This is a genomic window from Nodosilinea sp. LEGE 07088, assembly GCF_015207395.1.
Taxonomy (GTDB): Bacteria; Cyanobacteriota; Cyanobacteriia; order Phormidesmidales; family Phormidesmidaceae; genus Nodosilinea.
On record NZ_JADEWX010000347.1, the window covers coordinates 1 to 2,220 of the forward strand.

Consider the following 2,220-nt stretch of genomic DNA (forward strand, 5'->3'; position numbering starts at 1 on the left):
AAATTGGAGCTGTGGTTGGTTCCTCCCTGACTGCGCGGTGTTTTGTGGTGGATGTGGACATCCTCTCCATTGAACAGAGATTGGCCACAGTTGGGACATGTCGCGGATTGCTGACGGATGACCCGTTGCGCCGCTTTAGGGTAGTTTTCTATCTGCTTCGAGCGTTGGGCTCGCTGCTCGAAATAGTCCCTATAGTCAGGATTATCTGGGCTGGCCATACCCTGAATCAGAGTATGGCGTTGAATGCGAGTATAGCCGATGCGATAGAGCACCATACCCGTGTCCTTATCTACAAAACTCCACTGACTGCCGGGGTAGGCCGGATGATTGGCCCAGTAGCGCCGGTTGCGCCAGGTGAAGGACTTGTTGGGATGGCTCTTGCTAATCCAGCGTCTGAGTTTCCAGAAGATGTCGTGTTCCAGCGTTTGGAAGGTTTCCGAACTGACGACACCCCGGTAGTAGTTGGCCCAGCCCCGGATGATGGGGTTGAGCACCTTTATCAGGCACTTGGCATTGCTGCCATGGAGCCGCTTGAGGGTGAGGCGTACCTTCTCGCGAAAGTTGGCCACACTCTGTTTGGCGGGCTTGATCAGCAGTTTCCATCCACTGCGGGTGGTGCGGCTCCGGTAGTGACGGATGTTGAACCCCAGAAAGTCGAATCCTTCCGATACATGGACAATCCGAGTTTTCTCCTCCGATAGTCTCAAGCCTCGTACGCCGAGGAAGCGTTGAAGGTCGATTAGAGTTTGTTCCGCCTCAGCGCGTGACTCGCAAAAGACGACGAAATCGTCGGCATAACGAATCACCCGCCGCCGAATGCCGCGTTTAACCGTCCCTTGGGCATAGCGATGAATGCCCAGGGCGGTTTCCATGCCATGGAGGGCGATGTTGGCCAGCAGTGGCGAAATGATCCCGCCCTGCGGCGTGCCCGTTGTCGTTGGATGAAGACCTCCGTTTTCCAGATACCCTGCCTTGAGCCATTGGGCGATTAACCCTCGGGCCGGAAAATTCCCGACCTGGCTCAATAGGTAATCATGGTCAATGGCGTCAAAACATCCAGCGATATCCGCATCAACCACCCATTTCGTCTGGTTGGTCGCTTTGGCCGTGACATAGATACAGGCAATGGCATCGTGGGCGCTACGTCCAGGTCTGAAACCGTAGCTGCTGGGCTCAAACTGAGCTTCCCAGCACGGTTCTAAGGCCGATTTGACCATGGCTTGGAGGCAGCGGTCAATGATGCTGGGTATCCCCAGCGGTCGGCGTTTGCCATTGCGTTTCGGAATGTACACCCGTCTGGCGGGCAGCGGTTGCCAGGGTATCGACTGCTTCAGCACATCCACCAGAATGGCTTTAGCGGGACCGGTTTTCACCAGCAGTTTGTCGATGCCTGGGGTATCTTTACCCGCGTTGATTTGAGTCACCCGTCGCACCGCAAGCAGCACGGTCGAGTAGCTCTTGAGCAGGAGCCGTTGCAGGTTCCTAACTCGGCTCCAATCCTCACATCGAGTCGCTCTGTAAATGCGTTGTCTCAGATTCTTCACCACCCGGTGGGCTTTGCGCCAATGGACGCTCAGCCACTCGGTGGTGCGCTGGGTTACGTTTGCAAATCGGGTCTGCACCTAACTTTTCCCGCAGCGTTGGGTCTCGTCTCAACTGCATTTCAGGAGATCACCTGTCCCACGTCTGCACCCTTTCGGGTTAGGCACTAGCCCTATCCGTCGCGTTATGAATTCCGCTTGTCTTTCGACTGACGGCATTCGCGTCTTGGGACATCCTGTGCCCGCTAGAGATGTCGGCATCGGTTGCCCTTTGCTTACCTGAAAATGACGGCATTCCCAGGACTCTATCGGGGTTTCCTCGTTCCGCACGGGGTGGAGATACGATTGCCTTAGGACTCCTCTTTACTCCGGGGGCGGGGTGTTCTCAACCGGCATTTAGCCGCTGCCGATTCCCATCTGCCCCAACATGCTCGTATCAGCCTTTTCGAGCACCTAAATTAACGAAGCCTCATCAAGGATTCATTTGCATTATCCTTAGCCACCTTGCCCTAGCCCTCTTACCGAGTTTGGCTCTCAGCTTGTTGGACACTTAACCTCGTCTGCTGATACTGCCCTCCCCTTACGGGTTGAACATTCCGAGGCGGACATCTGCTTGAACACTAGCAGGGAAAGAACTTAGGAGTCCTTTCCAACTCCCCCGAACGACTTCGAGTCGCGC

Annotated in this window: 1 protein-coding gene; it reads right to left on the minus strand. The window is 55.5% G+C overall.

Annotation, left to right across the window (positions count from 1 at the left end; translation table 11 throughout):
- Positions 1 to 1,622 (minus strand): group II intron reverse transcriptase/maturase (gene ltrA, locus IQ254_RS30835; RefSeq protein WP_193969949.1); only part of this gene is annotated, 1,622 nt, incomplete at its 3' end.
- Between the last annotated feature and the right edge of the window lie 598 nt (positions 1,623 to 2,220).